General features: G+C 69.6%; 22 protein-coding genes. 9 read left to right on the top strand and 13 right to left on the bottom strand.

Annotation, left to right across the window (positions count from 1 at the left end):
- The first annotated feature begins 33 nt into the window (after positions 1 to 33).
- Positions 34 to 1,104, top strand: coding sequence for a COX15/CtaA family protein (locus tag ABL310_RS15655; protein WP_349367940.1), 1,071 nt, complete (start codon positions 34 to 36; stop codon positions 1,102 to 1,104).
- Positions 1,105 to 1,117: 13 nt separating this feature from the next.
- Here ABL310_RS15655 and ABL310_RS15650 read toward each other — a convergent pair whose 3' ends face one another.
- The 6 genes from ABL310_RS15650 to phnD form a co-directional block, all read right to left on the bottom strand.
- Entirely contained in the window at positions 1,118 to 1,987 is an 870-nt protein-coding gene (locus tag ABL310_RS15650; RefSeq protein WP_349367939.1) for an alpha/beta hydrolase, read from the bottom strand.
- Positions 1,984 to 2,754: an alpha/beta fold hydrolase gene (locus ABL310_RS15645; RefSeq protein ID WP_349367938.1), complete on the bottom strand. Its 771-nt coding sequence runs from the start codon at positions 2,752 to 2,754 to the stop codon at positions 1,984 to 1,986. The genes ABL310_RS15650 and ABL310_RS15645 overlap by 4 nt, the downstream gene beginning before the upstream one ends.
- 107 nt (positions 2,755 to 2,861) lie before the next feature.
- Positions 2,862 to 3,677: a phosphonate ABC transporter, permease protein PhnE gene (gene phnE, locus ABL310_RS15640; RefSeq protein ID WP_349367937.1), complete on the bottom strand. Its 816-nt coding sequence runs from the start codon at positions 3,675 to 3,677 to the stop codon at positions 2,862 to 2,864.
- The gene (gene phnE / locus ABL310_RS15635) at positions 3,677 to 4,492 is read right to left on the bottom strand and encodes a phosphonate ABC transporter, permease protein PhnE (RefSeq protein WP_349367936.1); all 816 of its coding nucleotides are present in this window, start codon (positions 4,490 to 4,492) and stop codon (positions 3,677 to 3,679) included. Before phnE (ABL310_RS15635) ends, phnE (ABL310_RS15640) begins: the two co-directional genes overlap by 1 nt.
- Positions 4,489 to 5,334 (bottom strand): phosphonate ABC transporter ATP-binding protein, encoded by an 846-nt coding sequence (phnC, locus tag ABL310_RS15630; protein WP_349367935.1) that lies wholly within the window; start codon positions 5,332 to 5,334, stop codon positions 4,489 to 4,491. Before phnC ends, phnE (ABL310_RS15635) begins: the two co-directional genes overlap by 4 nt.
- A 71-nt stretch (positions 5,335 to 5,405) precedes the next feature.
- Entirely contained in the window at positions 5,406 to 6,356 is a 951-nt protein-coding gene (gene phnD / locus ABL310_RS15625) for a phosphate/phosphite/phosphonate ABC transporter substrate-binding protein (RefSeq protein WP_349367934.1), read from the bottom strand.
- 264 nt (positions 6,357 to 6,620) lie between these two features.
- Between phnD and ABL310_RS15620 the strand changes: the two genes are divergently transcribed.
- The 4 genes from ABL310_RS15620 to ABL310_RS15605 all read left to right on the top strand — a co-directional run bounded on the left by ABL310_RS15620 (position 6,621) and on the right by ABL310_RS15605 (position 9,579).
- Complete coding sequence (locus tag ABL310_RS15620) at positions 6,621 to 7,172, top strand: TRAP transporter small permease subunit (RefSeq protein WP_349367933.1); 552 nt, start codon at positions 6,621 to 6,623, stop codon at positions 7,170 to 7,172.
- On the top strand, positions 7,169 to 8,863 hold the full coding sequence (locus ABL310_RS15615) for a TRAP transporter large permease subunit (RefSeq protein ID WP_349367932.1): 1,695 nt from the start codon (positions 7,169 to 7,171) through the stop codon (positions 8,861 to 8,863). The genes ABL310_RS15620 and ABL310_RS15615 overlap by 4 nt, the downstream gene beginning before the upstream one ends.
- A 90-nt stretch (positions 8,864 to 8,953) precedes the next feature.
- Positions 8,954 to 9,172 (top strand): hypothetical protein, encoded by a 219-nt coding sequence (locus ABL310_RS15610; RefSeq protein WP_349367931.1) that lies wholly within the window; start codon positions 8,954 to 8,956, stop codon positions 9,170 to 9,172.
- Positions 9,169 to 9,579, top strand: coding sequence for a type II toxin-antitoxin system death-on-curing family toxin (locus tag ABL310_RS15605; protein ID WP_349367930.1), 411 nt, complete (start codon positions 9,169 to 9,171; stop codon positions 9,577 to 9,579). The genes ABL310_RS15610 and ABL310_RS15605 overlap by 4 nt, the downstream gene beginning before the upstream one ends.
- 61 nt (positions 9,580 to 9,640) lie before the next feature.
- Here the strand turns inward: ABL310_RS15605 and ABL310_RS15600 are convergent, their stop codons facing one another.
- Entirely contained in the window at positions 9,641 to 10,813 is a 1,173-nt protein-coding gene (locus tag ABL310_RS15600; RefSeq protein ID WP_349367929.1) for an isovaleryl-CoA dehydrogenase, read from the bottom strand.
- A 101-nt stretch (positions 10,814 to 10,914) separates the two neighbouring features.
- Between ABL310_RS15600 and ABL310_RS15595 the strand changes: the two genes are divergently transcribed.
- A complete protein-coding gene (locus tag ABL310_RS15595; RefSeq protein WP_349367928.1) occupies positions 10,915 to 11,391 on the top strand; it encodes an isoprenylcysteine carboxylmethyltransferase family protein in 477 nt (158 codons plus the stop codon).
- Between the two features lie 25 nt (positions 11,392 to 11,416).
- On the opposite strand, the gene ABL310_RS15590 is transcribed toward ABL310_RS15595, so the two are convergent.
- From ABL310_RS15590 to ABL310_RS15575, 4 genes are all read right to left on the bottom strand, one after another.
- A complete protein-coding gene (locus ABL310_RS15590; protein ID WP_349367927.1) occupies positions 11,417 to 13,699 on the bottom strand; it encodes an NADP-dependent malic enzyme in 2,283 nt (760 codons plus the stop codon).
- 190 nt (positions 13,700 to 13,889) lie between these two features.
- Entirely contained in the window at positions 13,890 to 14,978 is a 1,089-nt protein-coding gene (locus ABL310_RS15585; protein WP_349372072.1) for a BsuBI/PstI family type II restriction endonuclease, read from the bottom strand.
- Positions 14,884 to 16,788, bottom strand: a complete 1,905-nt coding sequence (locus ABL310_RS15580) for an Eco57I restriction-modification methylase domain-containing protein (protein ID WP_349367926.1) — start codon at positions 16,786 to 16,788, stop codon at positions 14,884 to 14,886. The genes ABL310_RS15585 and ABL310_RS15580 overlap by 95 nt, the downstream gene beginning before the upstream one ends.
- A gap of 99 nt (positions 16,789 to 16,887) precedes the next feature.
- Positions 16,888 to 17,139: a helix-turn-helix transcriptional regulator gene (locus ABL310_RS15575; RefSeq protein WP_349367925.1), complete on the bottom strand. Its 252-nt coding sequence runs from the start codon at positions 17,137 to 17,139 to the stop codon at positions 16,888 to 16,890.
- Between the two features lie 94 nt (positions 17,140 to 17,233).
- Between ABL310_RS15575 and ABL310_RS15570 the strand changes: the two genes are divergently transcribed.
- The 3 genes from ABL310_RS15570 to ndk all read left to right on the top strand — a co-directional run bounded on the left by ABL310_RS15570 (position 17,234) and on the right by ndk (position 19,601).
- Entirely contained in the window at positions 17,234 to 17,743 is a 510-nt protein-coding gene (locus tag ABL310_RS15570; protein WP_349367924.1) for a hypothetical protein, read from the top strand.
- 963 nt (positions 17,744 to 18,706) lie between these two features.
- Positions 18,707 to 18,976 carry a sel1 repeat family protein gene (locus ABL310_RS15565; protein ID WP_349367923.1) on the top strand — a complete coding sequence of 90 codons (270 nt, stop codon included), beginning with the start codon at positions 18,707 to 18,709 and terminating at the stop codon, positions 18,974 to 18,976.
- 202 nt (positions 18,977 to 19,178) lie between these two features.
- Positions 19,179 to 19,601, top strand: coding sequence for a nucleoside-diphosphate kinase (gene ndk / locus ABL310_RS15560; protein WP_349367922.1), 423 nt, complete (start codon positions 19,179 to 19,181; stop codon positions 19,599 to 19,601).
- 268 nt (positions 19,602 to 19,869) lie between these two features.
- Here ndk and ABL310_RS15555 read toward each other — a convergent pair whose 3' ends face one another.
- Both ABL310_RS15555 and ABL310_RS15550 read right to left on the bottom strand, forming a co-directional pair.
- Positions 19,870 to 21,411, bottom strand: coding sequence for a GMC oxidoreductase (locus tag ABL310_RS15555; protein ID WP_349367921.1), 1,542 nt, complete (start codon positions 21,409 to 21,411; stop codon positions 19,870 to 19,872).
- Positions 21,408 to 22,622 carry a hypothetical protein gene (locus ABL310_RS15550; RefSeq protein ID WP_349367920.1) on the bottom strand — a complete coding sequence of 405 codons (1,215 nt, stop codon included), beginning with the start codon at positions 22,620 to 22,622 and terminating at the stop codon, positions 21,408 to 21,410. The genes ABL310_RS15555 and ABL310_RS15550 overlap by 4 nt, the downstream gene beginning before the upstream one ends.
- Positions 22,623 to 22,626 lie beyond the last annotated feature (4 nt).

Here is a 22,626-nt window from a genome sequence, read left to right as displayed (position 1 = left end):
TCGACGAACGACGAGACGAGAGACGCCATCTCGATGACGACCCTGGCCGCCGGCACGCAGGCGCTTCCCCATCAGACGACCCCCGCCGTGCAGGCGTCCGCCGCCGTGCGCGCCTGGATCTGGACGATCGTCGCCCTCGTCGTGACCATGGTCGCGGTGGGCGGGGCGACGCGGCTCACGGGGTCGGGGCTCTCCATCACCGAGTGGAAGCCCGTCACCGGCGCGATCCCGCCGCTCTCGCACGAGGCCTGGATCGCCGAGTTCGAGAAGTACCGGCAGATCGACCAGTACCGGCTGATGAACGCCGGCATGAGCCTCGCCGAGTTCCAGTTCATCTACTGGTGGGAATGGGGTCATCGCCAGCTCGGGCGGCTGCTCGGCTTCGTGTTCTTCATCCCCCTCGTCTGGTTCTGGCTCAAGGGTGCGGTGAAGACCCCGCTCGCGCTGACGCTGATCGGCATCGGCGCGCTGGGCGGCCTGCAGGCGACGGTGGGCTGGATCATGGTGGCGTCCGGCCTCGAGCCCGGCATGACGGCGGTGGCGCCGATCAAGCTCACCCTCCACCTGACCATCGCGAGCGTCATCCTCGCCGGCCTCGCCTGGGTCGCGACCGGCCTCTCGCCGCGGGAGCGCCCGGCGGTGGCGCCGGCCGTGGCACTGGGGGCGAAGATCCTGTTCGGGCTCCTGTTCTTCCAGATCGCCCTCGGCGGCCTCGTCGCCGGCTCGAAGGCGGGCTTCACCTTCAACACCTGGCCGCTGATGGACGGCGGCTTCGCGCCTCCGCTCGCGACCCTGTTCGCGGTGGACCCGCTCGTCGAGAACTTCGTCGACAATGTCGCGCTCGTGCAGCTGAACCACCGGCTCGTCGCCTACCTGCTGCTCGGCTTCGCGATCTGGCACGCGGTTTCGGCCTGGCGCGCGGGGCCGGGCTCGGCCGCCGGCAAGCGCGCTGTCGCGCTCGCCGGGATGACGGCGGCGCAGGCGGCTTTGGGCATCGTCACGCTGCTCCTCGTCGTGCCGCTCTGGGCCGGCCTCGCCCACCAGGTCTTCGCCATGCTGATCCTGGTGATGGCGGTGGCGCACATGCGGGCGTCGCGCGCGTGAGGCCGCGCGCCGCTCACCCCAGGCGGCGCGCGAGGAAGTCCACCACCGCGTCCGCGAACATGTCGTTCGCGTCGCCCGCCACCATGTGACGGGCCTCCTGCACGTCGACGAACTCGGCGTCCGGCGCCATCTCCAGGAACGAGCGCGCGGCCTCGGGGGTCACGAGCTCGCTCGAGCCGCCGCGCACCAGCAGCGTCGGCACCGCGAGCGTACGCGCCGCATCCTGAAGACGCGCCTCCGCGATCTCCCAGTCCACGTTCACCGAACGCGGGCCGTCGAGGAAGGCGGGGTCCCAGTGCCAGCGCCAGCGTCCGTCCTCGGACATGCGCAGGTTCTTGCGCAGGCCGTCGAGCGAGCGCGGCCGCGGGCGGTGCGGCAGGTAGGCGGCTACCGCGTCCGCCGCCTCCTCGATGGAGGCGAAGCCTTCGCGCGCATGGGCGCGCATGAAGCCCTGGATCTTGTCGACCCCGCGCGGGTCCATCTGCGGCACGATGTCGACGAGGACGAGCCCGCGGAAGGGCGGGCGCTCGCCCTTCGGCGTCGCGCCGAGCGCGAGCAGCGAGGCGATGCCGCCCAGCGACGCGCCGATCGCGACAGGCGCACGCCCGTCGGCCTGCGTCAGCGCGCGCCCGACGACGGCGGCGTCGGCGGCGTAGTCGAGGAAGGTGTAGCCCTCGGCCCGGGCGCTGTCGCCGTGGCCGCGCTGGTCGAGGCACACGGCCCGCCAGCCCTCCGCCGCGAGCCGCGACGCCGCGCCCTCCCAGGCGTGCCGCGTCTGCCCGCCGCCATGCAGCAGCAGCGCCGTGCGCGCGCCCTCGCCGAAGACGCTCCCGACGAGGGCGTTGCCGGCCGCGCCGGTGAACCGAAGCCCGCCCCCGCTCACGGCCGCCCCTCCAGGAAGGCCAGCACGCCGGCCTTGTGGGTCTTGTCTCCCACGGCCAGATTGTGGTCGCGCCCGGGTATGTCGAGCGCCTGCGCCCCGGGGATCAGCGCGGCGAGCGCCGGCCCGGAGCCGGCCACGTCGTCCTTCGTCCCCACCGAGACCAGCACGGGCATGGCGAGCGAGGCCACCTCCTCGCGGGTCAGCGTCTGGCGCGAGCCGCGGATGCAGGCGGCGAGCGCGCCGAGGTCGCTCTTCGTCTGCTCGGCGAAGGCGCGGAACATGCGCTGCATCGGGTCGGTGAGGTCGGCGAGGGAGGGCGCCTCCATGGCGTCCGCGATGCCGAGCGGCAGGCCGACGCCCTCGACGAGATGAATGCCGAGCCCGCCGAGCAGGGCCGAGCGCAAGCGCTCCGGCGCCGTCAGCGCGCAATGCGCCGTGATGCGCGCGCCCATCGAGTAGCCCATCACGTCGGCGCGCGCGATGCCCAGATGGTCCATCAGGTTCAGGACGTCCCGCGCCATGACGGCGGAATGGTACGCCTGCGGCTCGTAGAGCTTCTCGCTCGCCCCGTGGCCGCGATTGTCGAGGAGGACCACGCGCCGCCCGGCATGGGTGAGCGTCTTGGTCCAGAGCGTGTTGACCCAGTTCACCGCGTGATTCGAGGCGAAGCCGTGCACGAGAACGATCGGCTCGCCGGATGCGTCGGGCGTGGTGGGCGCGAGGTCGAGATAGGCGATGTCGACGCCGTCCGATGAGAAATGCTGCATGGTGTCCGGGTGCGCTGCGGGGTGCTCGCAAGGTAGTCCGGTCGCGGGACGAGGGCAATTCGGCAGCGGCGCACGCGGGTCCTGCGCCCCCGCCGGGCCCGGTCTCGTCAGATGATCGCCCCGCGCACCTTGGCCGAGACCCATTCCGACACGATCACGGTGGCGAGGATCGTCGCGAAGATCACCGTCACCTCCGACCAGGCGAGGCGGGCGAGGGAGGATTGCAGCTGCACGCCGATCCCGCCCGCGCCGACGAGGCCGAGAACGGCGGATTCCCGGATGTTGATGTCCCAGCGGAAGACCGAGACGCCGGCGAAGGTGGGCAGGATCTGGGGTACGATGGCGTAGTCGATCACCTGCGCCCCGCGCGCGCCCGTCGCCTTCACCGCCTCGACCTGGCTCTCGTCGATCTCCTCGATCGCCTCGTAGAGCAGCTTGCCGATGAAGCCGATGGAGCGCAGCCCGATGGCGATGATGCCGGCCAGCAGCCCCGGCCCGATGATCGCGACGAGGAGCAGCGCCCAGATCAGGGAGTTGATCGAGCGCGAGGCGACGATGATCAGGAGCGCGATGGGGCGGGCGATCACGAGGCTCGGCGTCGTGTTGCGCGCGGCGAGGAAGGCGATCGGCACCGCGATGACGATGCCGAGCAGCGTGCCCAGCGTCGCAATGTTGAGCGTGTCCCAGAGCGGCGCCCACAGCCGATCGAGATAGGACCAGCGCGGCGGCCAGGCGCGGTCGAGCAGATCCGCCGCCTGGCGCGGCGCGTCCTGGACGAAGAACCAGATCGTGTCCTGCGTCATCACCTGGAAGGCGAAGACGGTGAGCGCGACGAGCGCCAGCCAGCCGGCATAGGCGGCGAATTGCTGCGCCGTCGTGCGGCGCTTCCAGAGGAGGCGGTCGGAGGCGGCGGTGACGGGCATCACTGGATCCGCTTGCGCAGCCAGCTCGAGGAATACTCGGCGGCCATGACGATGACGATGATGAGGATGAGCACGGCGGCGGCGGTGTCGTACTCGTAGCGGTCCATGGCGACGTTCAGCGTCGCCCCGATGCCGCCCGCGCCGACGATGCCGATCACGGCCGATTCGCGGAAGTTGATGTCGAGCCGGTACATCGACAGCCCGACGAGGCGCGGCAGGACCTGGGGCTGGATGCCCCAATTGAGCACCTGCCACCAGGTGGCGCCCGTGGCGCGCATGGCCTCGGCCTGGGTCTCGTCGATGTCCTCGATGTCCTCGGCGAGCAGCTTCGCCATGAAGCCGATCGTGGCGAAGGTCAGCGTCAGGAAGCCCGCGAAGGGGCCGAAGCCGAACATCGCCACGAACAGGATCGCGATGATGATCTCCTGGAAGGAGCGCGAGACGGCGACGATGGCGCGGCAGACCGCGTAGATCGGCAGCGGCGCGATGTTGCGCGCGGCCCCGATGCCGACCGGGATCGACAGGATCACGCCCGCCACGGTGGAGGTGAGCGTCATCGTCAGGCTCTCGACGAAGCCCTTGAGGATGTCCGTCGAGCGGGAGGTGAAGTCGGGCGTCAGGAAGCCTTCGACGAAGCGCCAGCCGCGCTCCAGCCCCTCGGCGACCCGCGACCAGTTCACGTCGACGGTGGAGATGGCGAGCGCGAGATAGACGGCGAAGCCGCCGTAGACGACGAGGCGCAGCCAGCCGCGCTGGATGAAGACCGGCGGGCGCTTCCAGCGGCGCCCGGCGACAGGAGAGCCCGGCGTGGTCATGCCGCGCCCGCCTTGGCGTCTGCGATCTTGGCGCGCGCCTCGAACTCGGCGGCGTCGGCGGCGTCCTGGGCCGTCTCGTCCGCCTCCTTCTGCATCGTGTTCCAGTCTTCCGCGCCGTAGATCTCGGTCAGCGCCGTCTCGTCGAGGCCGTCGGGATGGCCGTCGAACACGACCTCCCCGGCGCGCAGGCCGATGATGCGGTCGACGAACATCTTGGCGAGCAGCACGTCGTGAATGTTGATGATCGCCGGCAGCTGCCGCTCGCGGCAGATCTCGCAGATGAGGCGCATGATCTGGCGCGAGGTCTTCGGGTCGAGCGAGGCGGTGGGCTCGTCGACGAGGAGGAGCTCGGGGTCCTGCTCGAGCGCGCGGGCGATGCCCACCCGCTGGCGCTGGCCGCCGGAGAGCGCGTCGGCGCGCTTGTCGACATGGTCGGAGAGCCCCACGCGCTCGAGCAGCGCGAACGCCTTGTCGACGTCTCCCTGCGGAAAGCGGCGCAGGAACGAGCGCCAGAACGGCACGTAGCCGAGCCGCCCGGAGAGGACGTTCTCCATCACGGTGAGGCGCTCGACCAGCGCGTATTCCTGGAAGATCATGCCGATGCGCCGGCGCACGCGGCGCAGCTCGCCGCGGCCGATGCGGGTGATCTCGCGCTCGCCGAGAAACACCTCGCCGCCGGTCGGCTCCACAAGCCGGTTGACGCAGCGGATCAAGGTCGACTTGCCGGCGCCGGACGGCCCGATCAGGCCCACCACCTGGCCCGACGGGACCTCGAACGAGACGTTCGTCAGGGCCTTGTCGCCGGTCTTGTAGCGCTTGGTCAGGCCCTCTACGCGCAGCATGCCGCATACTCCTCGTCGGATACGGAGAGTGCGCCGCGGCGGGACCGCGGCGCACGGCGACGATCGAACGATCAGTCGCAGGTGTACTGGACGCCGTTCGCCTCGTCGATCTGGCGGATGACCGCCCAATCCTCCTGGAAGGTGATCGGGATGAACTGATCCTCGCCGTTGCGGCCGAACTCCTCGGCGAGCGGCGTGCCCTCCCAATCGTAGGAGAAGAAGGCGTCGCGGATCTGCTGCTGCAGCTCGGGCTTCAGGTTGTAGACCACGCCGTAGCCCGTGGTCGGGAAGGTCTGCGACTGGTAGACTACCTCGAGCTGGTCCTCGGAGACGACGTCGCGGTCGATCATGCGCGCCTTCACCGAGTTCGCGATCGAGGCGGCGATGTAGTCCTTGTTGGCCACGCCGAGGATCGAATTGTCGTGCGCGCCCGAGAAGACCGGCTCGAAATCCTCGCCCGCGACCATGTCGAACTCGCCCTTGAGGATGGCGGAGGGCGCCTTGAAGCCCGAGTTCGAGGTCTCGGAGGTGAAGGCGAGCTGCTTGCCGCGGATGTCCTCGACGTTCTCGATGCCCGAGCCCGGATAGGTGATGATCTCCATCTCGTAGCCGTAGGAGCCGTCCTCGGCCGCCATCATGGCGAACGGGCGGAAGCCGGCGCAGGCGACGGCGAGCGGGTTCGAGCCGGTGTTGAAGCCGGCGATGTGCAGGCGCCCGGCGCGCATGGCCTCGATCTGGGCCGCGTTCGACTGGACGGGGAAGAACTGCACGCTCTTGCCGGTGGCCTGCTCCAGATGGTCGAGGAAGTCGGCCCAGACCTCGGCGTAGACGGCGGGGTCCTCGACGGGCGTGTAGGCGAAGATCAGCGTCGAGGGATCGACGAGCTGCGATTCGTCGCTCGGGATGTCGGCGATCAGGTCGCCGTCGGCGTCGGTGAAGCGGTCGTCGAGGGTGAATTCGGCCTGCGCGGCGCCCGTCGCGACGAGGAGCGCCGCCGCGGCGGCGAGAGTGCGGAACAGCATGCGTAACCTCCGGTGCGGTTCGGCCGCTCACGTGCGCCGTGCGCGCGTCGCGCGACGTCCCGTGCGGCTCTTGGCCCCGGGTACTTTCGATCAATGACAGTCGGGTGACAAGCCGGTGACGGCCGGGGGCGCGGATCGTCGCGCCTCTCCGCAGGCCGGCCCTTGCGCCTCCCCCTGCGCTGCGCTTGCCTTCGCGACCCGTTCGGCTAGAAGCCGGAGCGAGGCCGCGCCTTGGCTCCCCCGCGCGGTCCGGGAGTGACGCCGATGGCCTTCGCCCTGCGCCTCGCGCGCGGCATCGACGCGGTGAACGAGCGGATCGCGCGGCTCGCCGCCTGGCTCGTCGTCGCGGCGGTCCTGATCTCGGCCGGCAACGCGGTCTCGCGCAAGGCCTTCTCGCTGTCCTCGAACGCCTGGCTCGAGCTGCAATGGTACCTGTTCGGGGCCGTGTTCCTGCTCGGCGCATCCTGGACGCTGAAGCGCAACGAGCACGTGCGAATCGACGTGCTGTCCTCGCGCTTCTCCCAGCGCGCCCGCGACAGGCTCGATCTCGCGGGACATGCGCTGTTCCTGATCCCCTTCGCGCTCGTGCACGTGCTGACCGCGGTGCCCTTCTTCCTCCTGTCCTGGCGCACGGGCGAGGTCTCGCCGAACGCCGGCGGGCTGCCGCTGTGGCCGGCGAAGCTCCTCGTGCTGGTCGGCTTCACCATGCTGCTGGCGCAGGGCGTCTCCGAGCTCGTCAAGAAGATCGCGGCGCTGCGCGGGGCGCTCCCCGTGGAGAGCGAGGGCGGCACGCCGGGATCGGGGCTCTCGGCATGAGCGCCTTCCTCGTCGCCAATCTCGCGCCGATCATGTTCGTCTCGCTCGTGGCGTTCATGATCCTGGGCTATCCGATCGCCTTCTCGCTCGCGGCGCTGGGGCTGTTCTTCGGCTTCGTCGGCATCGAGCTCGGCCTGTTCGCGCCGGGCTTCTTCCAGGCCCTGCCGGACCGCGTCTTCGGGGCGATGGCGAACGAGACGCTGCTCGCCATCCCCTTCTTCACCTTCATGGGCCTCGTGCTCGAGCGCTCGCGCATGGCGGAGGACCTGCTCGACACGATGGGCCAGCTCTTCGGCTCGGTGCGCGGCGGGCTCGCCTACGCCGTCGTCTTCGTCGGCGCGCTGCTCGCGGCGACGACCGGGGTCGTGGCCGCGGCCGTGATCTCGATGGGGCTGATCTCGCTGCCGATCATGCTGCGCTACGGCTACGACCGGCGCCTCGCCACGGGCGTCATCGTCGCTTCCAGCACGCTCGCGCAGATCCTGCCGCCCTCCCTCGTGCTGATCGTGCTCGCCGACCAGCTCGGCCGCTCGGTGGGGGATATGTATGCCGGCGCGATGCTGCCGGCCCTGATGCTCACGGGGCTGTTCGCGCTCTACGTCCTCGTCAACACGCTGCTGCGCCCGGCCATGGCGCCGCCGCTGCCGCCGGAGGCGCGCACGCTCGGCAAGGGCGTGACCTCGCTGATCGTCGTCGCGGCGATCGCCGGGGCCGTGGGCTGGGGCGCGACGGTCTGGTTCACGCCCCGCGTCGAGCAGGCGCCCTACGTCTACGGCTCGGCCGCGGGCGTGCTCCTCGCCTTCGCGCTCGCCTACGCCAATCGCCGCCTGAAGCTCGGCTGGATGTCCTATCTCGCCGAGCAGGTGACGCTCGTCCTCGTGCCGCCGCTCGCGCTGATCTTCCTCGTGCTCGGCACGATCTTCGTCGGCCTGGCCACCCCCACCGAGGGCGGGGCGATGGGCGCCGTCGGCGCGCTCGTGCTGGCCGCGCTGAAGGGCCGGCTCTCCGTCACGCTCACCCGCGGCGCCGCGGAGGCGACGCTGCGCCTCTCCGCCTTCGTCATGTTCGTTCTGATCGGCGCGCGGACCTTCTCGCTCACCTTCTACGGCGTCAACGGCCACGTCTGGGTGAAGGACCTGCTGCTCGCGCTGCCGGGCGGGGAGGCGGGCTTCCTGCTCTTCGTCGGCGCGGTGGTGTTCTTCCTCGGCTTCTTCCTCGACTTCTTCGAGATCGTGTTCATCCTGGTGCCGCTCCTCGTCGCGCCGGCGGAGGCGCTCGGCATCGACCTCGTCTGGTTCGGCGTGCTGCTCGCGGTGAACTTCCAGACCTCGTTCCTCACCCCGCCCTTCGGCTTCTCGCTGTTCTACCTGCGCTCGGTGACGCCCGCCGGCGAATACGAGGACACGGTCACGGGCAAGCGCGTCCGCGGGGTCGACACGCTGGAGATCTACCGCGGCGTGATCCCCTTCGTCGCCATCCAGGTCTTGATGATCCTCGTCGTCTATTTCGCCCCGGGGATCGTCACGCACTACCGCTCGGACGCGCCGGTGCTCGACGAGGAACAGGTGCGTGAGCGGCTCGATCGGCTGATCATGCCGGGGCTCGGGGAGAACGGGGGAGGTGGCTTCGGGCCGCCGGGGATGCCGAGCTTCGAGCCGCCGGCGATGCCGAATTTCGACGGGGTTCGATGAGCGCGTCTCCCCTCTCCCAGGGTGCGAAACCAGTGGACGGCATTGTCGTTGATGCGCTATTGTGCGCATATGACGTACGGAGGGTCGAACGTGGCCGAGCGTAAGCGCGACGAGATGTCGATGAACATCACCACGACGGCCCGTTTCGGCGGCGTCGCGACCGCGGCTGCCGTGTCGGTGCCAGAGGCTATCGGTGCCCGTAAAGCTCCGAAGCGCCCAGCGAGACCGGTCGACGGGGTCGATCGGCACGCGTTGCGCGACAAGGTCATGGCGAAGTTCCCGAACATCAGGGCCCGCCTCGCCGAGTGACGTCGCGCGCCGTTGAGCCGAACTGGCTGACAATCGCCGACCTCGTGGCGATCAACGAAGCCGAGGTGGCGGAAACGGGTGAGCCGTTCGCGCTCGTCCGGCCAGACATGCTGGAAAGCGCGCTCGGCAGTCCCGTCAACAGGCGCCTCTACGAGCGAGAGGAGGACGTCCTCGTTCTCGGTGTCTTTCTCCTGCTCGCGATCGCTCGCAATCATCCGTTCGCTCAGGGCAACAAGCGAACCGCCTTTACGGCGTTCAACATTTTCCTCGAACTGAACGGATATGCCTTGGACATCCCGGATCGAGCGATCTGGGGCGACAAGGTCGTCTCCCTGATGCTAGGTGGGACGACGGAGACGGAGTTCATCGCCGAGATCGAGCCATACGTCGTCCCGCTGAGCGGCTGAGCGCCGCCACGATCCGGGCCCGGCGGCGGAAGAGACCTCCCGCCGCGCAGCCCCCACCCCCTCACGCCGTCTTCTCGAACAGCTCCCGCCCGATCAGCATGCGGCGGATCTCGCTCGTCCCGGCGCCGATCTCGTAGAGCTTGGCGTCGCGCAGCAGGCGGCCCGTCGGGTACTCGTTGATGTAGCCGTTGCCGCCGAGCAGCTGGATCGCGTCGAGGGCGATCTGGGTGGCGAGCTCGGCCGCGTAGAGGATGGCGCCGGCGGCGTCCTCGCGGGTGGTCCGGCCGCGGTCGCAGGCCTTGGCGACGGCGTAGACGTAGGCCTTGGCGGCATTCATGCGGACATACATGTCCGCGACCTTGCCCTGGACCAGCTGGAACGTGCCGATCGGCTGGCCGAACTGCTTGCGCTCGTGGACGTAGGGCATCACCACGTCCATCGCCGCCTGCATGATGCCGAGCGGCCCCGCCGCCAGCACCGCGCGCTCGTAATCGAGCCCCGACATCAGCACGTTGACGCCGCGGCCCACCTCGCCGAGCACGTTCTCCTCGGGCACCTCGCACTCCTCGAAGACGAGCTCGCAGGTGTCCGAGCCGCGCATGCCGAGCTTGTCGAGCTTCTGGTGGGTGGAGAAGCCCGCCATCCCCTTCTCGATGAGGAAGGCGGTGATGCCGCGCGGGCCCGCCTCCGGATCGGTCTTGGCGTAGACGACGAGGGTCTCGGCGATGGGGCCGTTCGTGATCCACATCTTGGTGCCGTTGAGCACGAAGCGGTCGCCCTTCTTGTCGGCGCGGGTGCGCATCGAGACCACGTCCGAGCCCGAGCCCGGCTCGGACATCGCGAGCGCGCCGACGTGCTCGCCCGACATCAGCTTGGGGAGATACTTCTCCCTCTGCGCCGCGTTGCCGTTGCGGCCGATCTGGTTGATGCACAAGTTCGAATGGGCGCCGTAGGAGAGCCCCACCGAGGCGGAGGCGCGGGAGATCTCTTCCATCGCCACCACGTGCTCGAGATAGCCGAGCCCGGTGCCGCCGTCCTCCTCCGCGATGGTGATGCCGTGCAGGCCGAGCTCGCCCATGGGGAGCCAGAGGTCGCGGGGGAACTGGTTGGTGGCGTCGATCTCGGCGGCCCGCGGGGCGATCTTGTCCTGCGCGAAGGCGGCGACGGTCTCGCGGATGGCGTCGGCGGTCTCGCCGAGATCGAAGTCGAAGGCGGGTGCGGCGTTGGGGATCATGGGGGCGCTCCTCGCGCGATTGCTGTTTGGCGCGTTATATCAGGAGCGTGGGGCGTGTCACCGGTCGGGTGGTCGCGCCGGCGAGGCAGCGAGGAGAGACCATGGCCGCGGACGACGAGAGCGACGCCCCCAATCGCTGGCCCTGGCCGCCGATGCTCTACGGCGGGGCGATCCTCGCCGCGCTTCTCATCGAGCGCAGCGTGCTCGCCACGAGCCACGGCGGCGGCTTCGCGCTCGCGCTGCTCGGCGGGCTCGCCATCGCCGCGGGGCTGACGCTCGAGCTCGGCACGGCCTGGACCATACGTCGCGCCAAGACCACGATCATGCCCCACCGCGCCGCCTCGCGGCTCGTCACCTGGGGGCCGTTCCGGATCTCGCGCAACCCGATCTATCTCGGCAACACCCTCCTGCTCGTCGGGCTCGGCCTCGTCTTCGACAATCTCTGGCTCGTCGGCCTCGCCTTCCTGGCGGCGGCCGCGACGCGGAAGCTCGCCATCGAGCGCGAGGAACGCCACCTCGCGCGCAAGTTCGGCGCCGAATGGGAGGCCTACGCCGCGCGGGTGCGCCGCTGGGTGTGAGCGACGGGCGCAGCCCGGCCCACCCTCACCCGCCGATATTGTAGGCCGCGAGCGCCGCCATGTTGACGAGGTCGGCGTCGGTCGAGCCGAGCGGCACGATCTGCACGGGCTTGTCGAGGCCGACGATCAGCGGGCCGAGCACCGTGGTGCCGCCGAGCTCCTGGAGCATCTTCGTCGAGATGGCGGCGGAGTGGAAGGCGGGCATGATCAGCACGTTGGCCGGACCCTTCAGCCGCGTGAAGGGGTAGGCGGCGAGGAGGTTGGCGTTGAGCGCCACGTCCGCGCCCATCTCGCCGTCGAATTCGAAATCGACCCGCTTCCTCTCGAGCAGCCGCACCGCGTCCTGCACCTTCTCGGCGCGCTCGGCGCGAGGCTGGCCGAAGGTCGAGAACGAGAGCAGCGCCACCTTCGGCTCGTAGCCGAGGCGCCGGGCGACGCCCGCGGCCTCCACGGCGATCTCGGCGAGCTCCTCCGCCGAGGGCATCTCGTGGATCGCCGTGTCGGCGACGAGCACCGCGCGCCCGCGGGCGAGGCACAGCGAGACGCCGATGACCCGGTGGCCGGGCTTCGGGTCGATGAGGCGGCGCACCTCCTCCATGGCGGTGGAATAGTTGCGCGTCACGCCGGTCACCATGGCGTCGGCGTCGCCGAGCGCCACCATGGCCGCGCCGAAATGGTTGCGGTCCTGGTTGATCAGGCGCTGGCAGTCGCGGAACAGGAAGCCCTTGCGCTGCAGCCGCTCGTAGAGGAACTGCGCGTAGGCCGCGTTCTTCTTCGAGAGCCGCGCGTTGATCACCCGGATGTTGTCGCGCCCCTCGAGCTCGATGCCGGCGAAGGCCGCGGTCTCGTAGATCCGGTCCTCGCGCCCCACCAGGATCGCGGTGCCGAGCCCCTGGTTGGCGAAGGTGGCGGCGGCGCGGATCACCTGCTCCTCCTCGCCCTCGGCGAAGACGACGCGCTTGGGGAACTTGCGCACCCGCTCGAAGATGCGGTTGAGCGTGCCGGCGACGGGGTCCCGCCGGGCCGAGAGCTGGGCGCGGTAGGCGCGGGCGTCGACGATGGGCCGGCGGGCGACGCCGGTGTCCATCGCCGCCTTCGCCACGGCGGGCGGCACGGTGGAGATCAGCCGCGGGTCGAAGGGCACGGGGATGATGTATTCGCGCCCGAAGCGCGGACGCGAGCCCTGGTAGGCGGCGGCGACCTCGTCCGGCACGTCCTCCCGCGCGAGCGCCGCGAGCGCCTCCGCGGCGGCGACCTTCATCTCCATGTTGATCGTCGTCGCCTGCACGTCGAGCGCGCCGCGGAAGATGTAGGGGAAGCCGAGCACGTTGTTGACCTGGTTCGGATAGTCCGACCGGCCGGTGGCGACGATGGCGTCGTCGCGGATGGCGGCGACCTCCTCGGGCGTGATCTCCGGGTCCGGGTTCGCCATGGCGAAGATGATCGGCTGGGGCGCCATGGAGGCGATCATCTCCGGCGTGAAGGCGCCCTTCACCGAGAGGCCGAACACCGCGTCCGCCCCGTTCAGCGCATCCGCCAGCGAGCGCGCGTCGGTGGCGGCGGCGTGGGCCGATTTCCACTGGTTCATGCCGCTCTCGCGGCCGCGATAGATCACGCCCTTGGTGTCGCAGAGGACGACGTTGTTGGGGGCGAACCCCATCGCCTTGAGCAGCTCGACGCAGGCGATGCCGGCCGCGCCCGCGCCGTTGACGACGAGCCGCGTCTCCTTGATGTCGCGCCCGGTGAGGTGGATGGCGTTGATCAGCCCCGCCGCGGCGATGATGGCGGTGCCGTGCTGGTCGTCGTGGAAGACCGGGATGTCCATCAATTCGCGCAGGCGCTCCTCGATGATGAAGCATTCCGGCGCTTTGATGTCCTCGAGGTTGATCCCCCCGAACGACGGCCCGAGATAGCGCACGCAATTGACGAAGGCGTCCGCGTCCTCCGTGTCGATCTCGAGATCGATCGAATCGACGTCGGCGAAGCGCTTGAACAGGACCGCCTTGCCCTCCATCACCGGCTTCGAGGCGAGCGCGCCGAGATTGCCGAGCCCGAGGATCGCCGTCCCGTTCGAGATCACCGCCACCATGTTGGAGCGCGCCGTGAGGTCGAAGGCGCGGCTCGGATCCTCGGCGATCGCCTTCACCGGCACGGCCACGCCCGGCGAATAGGCGAGCGAGAGATCCCGCTGCGTCGCCATCGGCTTCGTCGGCACCACCTCGAGCTTGCCGGGCCGGCCCTGGCTGTGGAAGGCGAGCGCCTCCTGATCGGTGAAGGTGGGACGCGGGCGACGGGGCGGGGTGGTCATGGCGCTTGCGGCTTTTTTGGTGGGCGTGGCGGGGAGCGGGACCTTACGCGGGGGCGGGGAGGGGGGCAAGGTGGGCGTTTGGGGGAGGGATGAACGTGAGAAGGGCCGCCGAGAAGTTCGACGGCCCTTCATCAGGCAGCGCGCTGGACTTAAGCTCCCGTGATCGGAAATTACGTCGGTTGCGCCACCTTCAATCATCACCTCCAATCTGCCACTGCTGCATAAGGTCCACAAGACGCGTTGTCCCGGTCGATTGATCGTGCATGATGAGCAACCTGTCTGGTTCCGACGCGAACCATGCGAACGAGCCCCAGCTCATCGAGGAGATCGTCTTACGGAATGCCGGGCTATCCCGGTCGGCATACGCTGTAAGGAATGCCACATCGCGGCTACCAAGGCCGGCCTTGGTCGCGATCTTCATCAGTGCGTTCCGCCGCGCCTCGGTGATGGCGCCGTCGGTGGCGACGACTTCAGCGAAAACCAGAACGAAACGATCTTGGTCGAGATCGGCCATAACGAGATCGGGAAGATGTTTATCGGCTTCGATCGCTAGACCTAGCTTTGCCAGCAGGGCGTCGTCACGCGCTACCACCTTGTTGCTGCTCTCGCTGATCCAGAGCACCGCCGGGCTCGCCAAGAAGCGAGGCATGAACTGCTCGACAACCGATTTGATGATGACGGAACTCTCCCCGGTGGAAAGCCGTCGCCTCTCGCCGCTCGGAAGATCTACGAAAACGGCTTCTCCAGCCGCGGTGCGCCCTGCTTCTTGTCGAGCGCGAATGCGCGCGAGGGCGGTCGGGCTCAGGCTCCTCTTTCGAAACGCGTCGATGCGCTCGATCAGCTCCTGATCCCCGAGATCCGGATCGAAAAGGGCCGCGAATTGTTGCGTTAACTGGTACTTTGGCATGCCTGAAGTAGTCGGCAGATCCCTGCGGACCGTAACAGCGCCGAGATCAACGAGCCCTTCTCGTAGCGTCTCATCACGGATCGGTTCGCGTGTGTTATCGGCATACCATCTCGTTCCAAAAATCGCTTGCTTTCGCTTAATCAACTCAACATATTTATTTCGGGAAACTTCGTCAAGCTTTTCCGCCTGCTCGGCGGTCATGCGGTAGACGTGGACCGGACCAAGATAGGAGTCCGTGCCTTGCACGGCACCAATGTACAGCCCAGCGAATACTGTGCTAGCCGCGAGCTCTCGCGTACAATAGTTCCGCTTTGGTGTCCCCGGAGGGAAGATCAGCTGCAGCCGCTCTTCGATTTGCGGTCGCGTCAACATCTTCGGCAACGAGTTCACCTTCGGCGCCTTCCCCATAAAGCCGCGCGAGTTCCGCATCGAGCGCAGCCGCGCTATCCCCCCGGAGCACCAATCCGGCGAAACGGGCGAGCTTCCGTGCTGGAGGGAGTGGGAGAGCCTCCAGCTCGTATGCAGACACTGCGACGCTTCCGCTCAAGCACCTGAACGCCCGGTCGGCAGCCGAGCTGTTCAGGAATGCCGCTACAACTTCAGGTGAAATCGCTGGCTTGTCAACGAGCGGTCTCACCATGTTCAAGTGATTTTCGACAACGACTGCGCCCGCCCGAGCCAGAAGGTCCGCCGGGAGCAGCGTCGCCACGAGCCTCCGGTCCTGCTCTTTGGCTGTCGTACGTTGCAGGAGCACGCATTGGCGATGTGTCAGAAGCCAGCGACTTTCGCCGGGTGCTGGGCAAAAGAAGGGCTGGTGACCTCGACGCTTCGATGGAGGTGCGAAAGTTCCATCTGGGCGCACGCATTCGGCCCAAATCAACGGGTAGCACCCCTGGCGCTCCTCCGAGCAAATCTGCTCCTTATGTCGGTTCCAGACGAGTGGGCCGGTGCTTACGGCGTACCCCCAATCGATGAGGCGGGCTTTCATGCGCCCCATGGACTCGACGAGCCTGACGCCATCGCCGGTCCGTGGAATAATCCATGGTGCACCCGGTTTGCCGGCTAGCTCGAGGTCCCCGACTTTCGTGACCGCGCATTCGGTGCCGCTCTTGAAGCGCAGATCAGAGACGGAAACGCGTCGAGAGCGATCTGATTTTTTGTAAATCGAGAGCACGGTTTCCTGAAGGACGGTGTCGAACACACCCTTGCGCGCGGAAACGAAGTCGATGTGGACAACGCGTGCCTCGGAGCGAATGACGCCGCGGAGATTCTTGAAATACTCACCTGCCAAAAAGCTCGCCGGTGACACGTACCCGATCACGCCGCGCTCGTTCGCGATGCGAAGTGCAAGGTCCGTGAAGACGCCGTAGAGGTTCGCATGACCGTAGAGGCTGCGCGCAAATCGCTGACGGTCTCGGCCATCGAGCCGAACGCGGCCATATGGCGGATTGCCAACGACACAGTCGTAGCTGGGCTCGATGTCTGCCTTCTTCAGGCTGTCGACGATAAGGACGCTCTGGCGGCTCGCTTCAGGTAGCCTCGTCGCTCGATACAAAACGAGATCGATGCTGACTTGGCTCAGCCACGCGGCCGTCGGGTCGATCTCCCATCCAGTCAAACGGGCCCGGATGTCGGCGCCCGCTTCGTTGGAGGGTGCTTTCGCCCGCGATGCGATCATTCGCTCGGCACACTGCACGAGAAAGGCCCCGCTGCCGCAAGCCGGGTCAATGATTCGCGCCGTAGCCCAATCGACTCCCGCCACCTGGATCCCATCGAGCAGGCGGGAGACGATCGCGCGCGGAGTGTAGAAAACGCCCGTCGCGCCTCGGTGCGCACTGGGAAGACAGGCCGCGTAGATCGACCCGATCAGCTCGTTGGCCTCTGCGCAGGGGAGCGCTGCACCCACGATTCCGATCGACTCCGCCGACTCCCGAACATGCTGTGGCAGCGGCAAGAGCGGTCCATTGAAATTAGGTTTCCGAAGCCGAAATGCGGGGGCATTGCCGGTTGAATCCTGCCACCAGGATGTCGCCATCCGATAAGCGATTGCCGCCGCGGCCTTTCGGCGCGCCTCGTCCCCGAGCGATGCGACGAAGCGGATGAGCGACGATCGCGCTGCGTCGAGCCGGTCCATTGCCGGCGTTTGGCCTTCCAGGAATCCGCTCGGCGGCAGGAAATTCATCTGTGCACGTTCCGTTCACGTCTCGGACACTTTAGGCCGAAGATTCGCGTCTTGGAAAGCCGCCTTCCGACAAGTCGGCCGATCCGGTGGGGATAAGACTCAACGCGAAGAAAACCGCACCCCCTCACCCCCACCATCCCCCGGCATCAAGAACACCAACCCCTCCGCCTCGAACGCCCCGCGGATCAGCGCCACCGTGCGCGCATAGCCCTTCAGCGGTCCCGGGTCCCGCTCCAGCCGGATCACCGTCGGCAGCGACACCCCCGACGCCCGCGCCAAGTCCTTCTGCTCCCAGCGCAACAGCGCCCTCGCGGCGCGGACCTGTTCGCTGCTGATGCGGGGCTCGGGCACTTTTCTCACCAAGATGACAGTTCAGCTGTTGACTTGAGCTGAGAGTCCAACTATAACCTCGCACACCATCAACCGACAACGAGGAGACCCCCTCATGCCGGAGCGCGCATCCGCGTGTCCGCTCGCGGACCTGTGCCTGGAGGCCGAGCGGCTGGCTCTGGCGCGGCGGGCGGTGGAGGGGCGGGGGCTCGCGTCGGAGGACGGGCGGGTGCGGCGGGCGGCGGATCGGGCGGTGGACGAGATCGCGGTGACGCTCGGCCACATCGCCCAGCGCGCCTCCGACGCCCGGCCGCGCTCCCGGGCGGGGGCGCTCTTCGCCCTCGCCTGCGCGGCGGGGGAGGCGGAGGCGCTCGAGGTCGCGGACGCACCCCCGCCCGGCGCCTGGCGGCGCCTGCGCCGGCATCTGTGGAGCCTGCGCGCCTTCCTGGAGGAGGACGCCGCCGAAGAGTCCGCCGCCGGAGAGTCCGCCGCCGAAGAATCCGCCGGGAACGCCGGCGCGCGCGCCTCCCTGCCCGAAGCCGTCGGCGAGTTCTTCATGCCCCGCCACCGCGACCCGCACGCCCTCGTCCGCGACGCGGTCGAGAACGCGCGCGAGGTTGCATGAGCGCCGCCCGCCGACGCGAAGGTCCTTGGCGCGCGGTTGCGTTCGTGCTATCACCATACCCGGAGTGGGACGGGACGGCTCGCGCCGCCCCGCCCCTTTTTGTCAGCTCCCTAGGGCGAAGCGGAAGACGAGGTGCAAGCTCGTCTTCCGCACCATGCGGAGGCTAACGGACACGCTGATGCGTGGCAGCAGCCACTTCATGCCGTGTCCCTCCTTCGGAACCGGGCGAGGCGTCGCCCACGGCGCCGGAGCCCATCCCCGACACAGGTCGCCTGACCGTTCCTGGCGTTCCGCCCGATCCGGGGCGATCTCACCCCTTTGCGTGCTTCGCGTCAAGATGCATAACCTTTAGTTGTTTCACGGGCGCGCGCCCTGCGACGTCCGATTCTGACTTACCCGCTACGCGCGAGAAGTGGCTCGGGCCGTGGTGATGATATTTATCAGTTGCATTCCCCCGGGGGCTCGGCTAGGATTTCAGTCGCTCGCTCGTGCCCTCCTGGAAGCGCGCGAAGCACCCCCCGCAGGCGCAGGATCGCCCCCCAGCACTGCCCCCTGCGCCTGCGGGCGCGGACCCTGGCCCACCCGACCTCCCGCCGCCGCCCGCGGCGGTCGCGACCGCTCGGAGCGGCGTTGGCAGCCGCTCGCCCCCGTGCGCAGTCGGCCGTGCGGCGCCCTGGCGTGATGCCGTGAGCGGCAAAGCGCCGACCGGCATGCCGAGGCGGCGGACGACAGCGATCGCCCGACGCGCGTCCGGCTCGTCCGTCGCGGCGGGTCCCCGGCCGGGCTCGCCACCCCCCGCTTCTTCTCCCCCAGGCTCGCCACACCCCGCTTCTTCACCCGCGATTCACTTAAGGCCGCGTTCACCGCGGTTACGCGCCGATTCACCGCGAATTTTAGACGAGCTTTCACGCGGTCACTGCAAGCTTTCCTTCAACGATGCAAGCAAGCAGGGGAGCAGGAACCATGGCTCGTCTCGATCTCGGCGCGCAAGACATCGCCGCCCTCGCGCCCAATCTCGACACCGGCGAGGCCTTCTACGAGCTCGGCATGATGCACGCCGTCGGGCGCTCGGTGCCGATGGACCTCGTCGCCGCCCACAAGTGGCTCAACGTCGCCGTCGCCAAGGGCTGCCGCGCCGCGGTGGCGCGCCGCGCCGAATTGTCGGAGGAGATGTCGACGGAGGAGATCGCGGCCGCGCAGCGGGCGGCCCGGCTCTTCCTCGCGGCGCACTGAAGCGGCGCACCGAGGCGGCGCACCGAAGGCGGCGCGCGGGGGGACGCGGGCGCGCCCATCGTCGCGCATCGTCTCGTCCACCCGCCGAATTTCCACCTGGTGGACCGATGCTCCCGGGACCTCCGGAAACGCTTGAGGGCGGCGAGGGCGACGGCTATAAGCCCGCCATCTTCCACCCCCTCACGGAAACGGATTTCCCGACATGGCCCTCGAGCGCACCTTCTCGATCATCAAGCCCGACGCGACCAAGCGCAACCTCACCGGCGCCGTGAACGCCGTGATCGAGGAGGCGGGCCTGCGCATCGTCGCGCAGAAGCGCGTCCTCATGACCCGCGGCCAGGCCGAGACCTTCTACGCGGTCCACAAGGAGCGCCCCTTCTTCGGCGAGCTCGTCGCGTTCATGACCTCCGCGCCGGTCGTCGTGCAGGTGCTCGAGGGCGAGAACGCCGTCGCCAACTACCGCGAGGTGATGGGCGCGACGAACCCGGAGAACGCCGCCGAGGGCACCATCCGCAAGAAGTTCGCCCTCTCGGTGGGCGAGAACTCGGTGCACGGCTCGGATTCGGCCGAGAACGCGCAGATCGAGATCGCCCAGTTCTTCGCGCAGAACGACATCGTCGGCTGACGCGCGCCGCCTCGGCGGCGAACGCGGCCCCGGATCGCCCAGCGGTCCGGGGCCGCGTCGTCTCGCGCGGCGCGTCGGGAACGGACGTGACGAACGCGCCGCGATCGACTACATCGGTCCGGCGACCCCTCGGGGGCCCGTAGCTCGAGAGCTCGTCGGCAGAACGGCGCGCCGAGGCGCGCGGGCTCGCGGAAGACAGCGGCCCAGCCGCGCCTCGTGCCCTAGCTGGAACCGCGTTCACCAGCGGGCGCGGTCGTTCCTGCGAGGATCAGAGCCGCGCCGCGACGGCGTCCGCCACGCGCGCTGCGTTGGCCATGGCGGTCAGCGACGAATTCGTCGCGCCCGAGCTCGGCATGATCGATGCGTCTGCCACGAAAAGGCGCGGTTCGGCGAAGAGCGCGCAGTCCCTGTCCGTGACCGCCGCCGCCGCGCATGTGCCGCAGATCGCGCCCCCGTGAAGGTGCGCCGAGCTCCGGTCCCTCCCGTCGACGTTGTCGCTCGAGGCGATGACGCGCCCGCCGGGGAAGAGGGCGGCGATCTCGGCGAAGGCCGCGCGCACCCGGGCGACGAGCCGCCTGTCGTGGGGGTGGGGCGTGTAGTCGAGAACGTGCTCCGCGCCGTCGATCGCGGTGGGCTCCGGCGGCGCGATCCGCTTCCCCTCCCAGGCGACGGATTCCCCCTTGAAGCTGAGTTTCACGGTCAGCCGCGAGGCGGGCGACAGCAGGTCCGGGTCGGAGCCGGTCGCGGCCCGGATCTTGCGCTCGTGGCGGGCGTCGCCCTCGAAGCCGCGCGCGTCGTAGGCGGAGATCTTTCCGCCCTTGACGAGTCCCGGGACGGACGGCGCGTAGAGTCCTTTCGTCGAGATCGCCGCCATGCGCGCGATCGCCAGCTCCGTCGCGCTGGCGCAGCGCCGAAGGTCGGTCGCGACATAGGCCGTAGCCTCCGTGGTGAAGGTGAAGTCCCGGCCGAGACGGGGATGCGTCAAACCCGAGCGCCGCAGGAGCGCGACCGTTTCGAGAACGCCGCAGGCGAGGACGATCGCGCGTGCGCGCACGCGCGCGACGCCGTCGGCGCGTTCGACGCGGACCTCGAGATCGTCGCCACGCGGCGCGACGGAGAGGACGCGGGCCCCGACCCACAGCGTCGCCCTCGTGGCTCCTTCAGTGGCCCGCCGCGTGTGCCAGACGGGGTTGCGGGCATGGTCGGCCGGGCCGCCGGAGCGCAACGGCGCGAGCGTCACCGGGTCGATCGGAGCCGCGGCCCAGGCATGGCCCCCGAGGCACGTCGCGCCCGCATGGGGCTCCCAGCCGCCGGCGGCGAGGGCCTCGTGGATCGCCCGCTCGGCGCGGCCCACCCGACGACGCGCGGTCCAGCCCTCCGGCAAGCGCGCCCCGGGATTGAGCGCCGGAGCGGCGGAGACGGGCGAGAGCAGCGTCTCGACGAAGTCGTAGAAGGGGTCGAGCGCCGCCCGGTCGATCGGCCAAGGGCGGCTGCGGGCGACGGAACCGCCCTCGCCGGGAAAGGCGAGGGAGGCGAAGTCGATCGGCTCGAAACGGGAGATCTGGCCGTACCAGAGATTGGCGGCGCCGCCCAGCCGCCGGTCAGTCCACCACGGGTCGAGCGTCGTCGCGGTGCGGTCCGACGCCCGCAGGACCACGCGCGCCGCTTCGGCGCCGGTCCCGTTCGCCGGGTCGCCGCCCTCATCGACGACGAGCACCCGCTCCCGCGGAGCCGCGCGGAGCAACCGTGCCAGGGCGGCGCTTCCCGAGAGGCCCGCCCCGACGATCAGCACGCCGACATCGACGCTCATGCCACGGTGCGCTCCGAGGGGCGCTCCGAGCCGCGTGCGCTCGGGTCGCGACGCGGCCCGAGCCGCGGGATCGCGACGCCGCACGCCGCGACGAGCGCGACCAGCGCCAGCGTCATCGCGGCGAGCGCGTCGGCGCCCCCGTCGAGATCGAACCACCGCCCGGCGAGCGCGGCGGCGACCGCGCTCGCCGCCATGGCGAGGACGCCGCGAAGGACGAGGGCCGTGCGCAGGAATTCGTGGCCGAACGTGGCCTGCCATGACGCGACTCCCGCATAGTTCGAGACCGCGATCGCGAGGCCGAGCAGCGCGAAGAAGACGGGGGCCGCCGCCTCGCCGGCGATCCACAGCGCCGCCGCCCCCAGCGCGAGCGCCGGAGCCTGCGCGAGAACGAGCCACGCGGGGCCGATCCGGCGCGCGGCCCAGTGCGCGACAACGCCCCCGGTGACCTGGCCGAGGGCGTAGAGCGTGAGCAGCGGGACCGAGCCGATCGTCGGCGCCAGCCGCGTGTGGAACAGGAGCGCGACGGTGTCGACGGCGAAGGGTACGGCGTAGCCGAGCGTGAGCAGGGCGAAGCGCGGCTCGGCGAGGATGGCCCCGAAGGACGCGCGAATCGGCGCGATCGCGGCCGCGGCCGCGGCCGCCGCCTTCTGCGGCGCGGCGCGCACGAGCGCGATGCAGCCGCAGGCGAGCGTCGCCGCGCCGGCGACGGCGAGGAGGTCGCCCGGCGAGAGGATCGCCGCCGCCGCGACGAGCGCCGGGGCGACGACGAGGATGGAAACCGGATAGCCGAAGGCGACGAGCTGCGCGCCGAAGCCGCCGAGGCGCTCCCGCTCCTCGCTCATCCGCATCTCGACGGCATGAGACAAAACGTGCCGGGCGCCGAGCCGCAGCACGACGAAGGCCAGGGTGAACGCCGCGACGGTCGGGGCGAGCGGCGCCGCGACGAGCGCGAGCCCCGCGGCGAGGAGCCCGACGGCGAGCGCCCGTTCCGCGGGCAGCCGCGCGACGAGCGGGCCGAGCGCGAGATACAGGATCGCCGCCGCCAGCGTCGCCAGGCCGACGGCGCCCGCGAACTCCGAGGCGCCGATCCCGAGCCGGTCCATGGTTGCCGGCCCGACGATCCCCCAGAAGAAGGTCTGCGCCACGGCGCCGAAGCCGACGAAGACGAGAGCGAGCCAGGCTCGCTCGAGGACGAGGGCGCGTTGCGGCATCACG

This window comes from Salinarimonas sp. (assembly GCF_040111675.1).
In the GTDB taxonomy this organism is placed as follows: Bacteria; Pseudomonadota; Alphaproteobacteria; order Rhizobiales; family Beijerinckiaceae; genus Salinarimonas.
The sequence above is the reverse complement of the archived record's forward strand: the minus strand, read 5'-3'. Positions and strand labels throughout refer to the sequence as shown.

Coding starts and splice junctions, on each gene's coding strand:
- ABL310_RS15565 (WP_349367923.1), top strand. CDS start 18,707: ATGGCTCGTCTCGATCTCGGCGCGCAAGACATCGCCGCCCTCGCGCCC.
- ABL310_RS15655 (WP_349367940.1), top strand. CDS start 34: ATGACGACCCTGGCCGCCGGCACGCAGGCGCTTCCCCATCAGACGACC.
- phnD (WP_349367934.1), bottom strand. CDS start 6,356: ATGCTGTTCCGCACTCTCGCCGCCGCGGCGGCGCTCCTCGTCGCGACG.
- ABL310_RS15585 (WP_349372072.1), bottom strand. CDS start 14,978: ATGTTGACGCGACCGCAAATCGAAGAGCGGCTGCAGCTGATCTTCCCT.
- ABL310_RS15600 (WP_349367929.1), bottom strand. CDS start 10,813: ATGATCCCCAACGCCGCACCCGCCTTCGACTTCGATCTCGGCGAGACC.
- ABL310_RS15615 (WP_349367932.1), top strand. CDS start 7,169: ATGAGCGCCTTCCTCGTCGCCAATCTCGCGCCGATCATGTTCGTCTCG.
- phnC (WP_349367935.1), bottom strand. CDS start 5,334: ATGCTGCGCGTAGAGGGCCTGACCAAGCGCTACAAGACCGGCGACAAG.
- phnE (WP_349367937.1), bottom strand. CDS start 3,677: ATGCCCGTCACCGCCGCCTCCGACCGCCTCCTCTGGAAGCGCCGCACG.
- ABL310_RS15580 (WP_349367926.1), bottom strand. CDS start 16,788: ATGAATTTCCTGCCGCCGAGCGGATTCCTGGAAGGCCAAACGCCGGCA.
- ABL310_RS15550 (WP_349367920.1), bottom strand. CDS start 22,622: ATGCCGCAACGCGCCCTCGTCCTCGAGCGAGCCTGGCTCGCTCTCGTC.
- ABL310_RS15645 (WP_349367938.1), bottom strand. CDS start 2,754: ATGCAGCATTTCTCATCGGACGGCGTCGACATCGCCTATCTCGACCTC.
- ABL310_RS15595 (WP_349367928.1), top strand. CDS start 10,915: ATGGCCGCGGACGACGAGAGCGACGCCCCCAATCGCTGGCCCTGGCCG.
- ABL310_RS15620 (WP_349367933.1), top strand. CDS start 6,621: ATGGCCTTCGCCCTGCGCCTCGCGCGCGGCATCGACGCGGTGAACGAG.
- ABL310_RS15555 (WP_349367921.1), bottom strand. CDS start 21,411: ATGAGCGTCGATGTCGGCGTGCTGATCGTCGGGGCGGGCCTCTCGGGA.
- ABL310_RS15570 (WP_349367924.1), top strand. CDS start 17,234: ATGCCGGAGCGCGCATCCGCGTGTCCGCTCGCGGACCTGTGCCTGGAG.
- phnE (WP_349367936.1), bottom strand. CDS start 4,492: ATGACCACGCCGGGCTCTCCTGTCGCCGGGCGCCGCTGGAAGCGCCCG.
- ndk (WP_349367922.1), top strand. CDS start 19,179: ATGGCCCTCGAGCGCACCTTCTCGATCATCAAGCCCGACGCGACCAAG.
- ABL310_RS15590 (WP_349367927.1), bottom strand. CDS start 13,699: ATGACCACCCCGCCCCGTCGCCCGCGTCCCACCTTCACCGATCAGGAG.